The 324-nt window shown below is 48.1% G+C and carries 1 protein-coding gene; it reads right to left on the bottom strand.

Features of this window, described 5'->3' with window-relative positions:
• Window positions 1–324: hypothetical protein (locus ACP45E_RS01570; RefSeq protein WP_158008356.1), on the bottom strand; the 324-nt coding region annotated here is incomplete at both ends.

The raw sequence follows: 324 nt of genomic DNA, 5'->3' as shown, positions 1-324 counted from the left end.
CTGTCACATCCATATCTGCGAGTGCCGACAACGACAATTTGCCTGTACTATTAACTGCAGTGTTCTTGAGATAGCTGGATACTGTTAATCGGTTCGACTCTGAGCCAATTTGGTTTTCAGAGACCGCTGCGCCAATAGAAACACCTACGCCCCCACCTTTACCACCACCGCCTGACACGCTAACCGCAAATACGTTAGCACTGATACCGGATTGATTTTCTGAATTAAGAGAGACACTTCCCGAATTAAGAATGGAGCTTTCCTCCATATATGCCGCCGTCGTTCCACTGATGCTGTTTATTGAGTTAGCTCCCGCTCCCGCGA

The sequence above is a fragment of the Vibrio genomosp. F10 str. 9ZD137 genome (assembly GCF_049974785.1).
Taxonomy (GTDB): Bacteria; Pseudomonadota; Gammaproteobacteria; order Enterobacterales; family Vibrionaceae; genus Vibrio.
The sequence above is the reverse complement of the archived record's forward strand: the minus strand, read 5'-3'. Positions and strand labels throughout refer to the sequence as shown.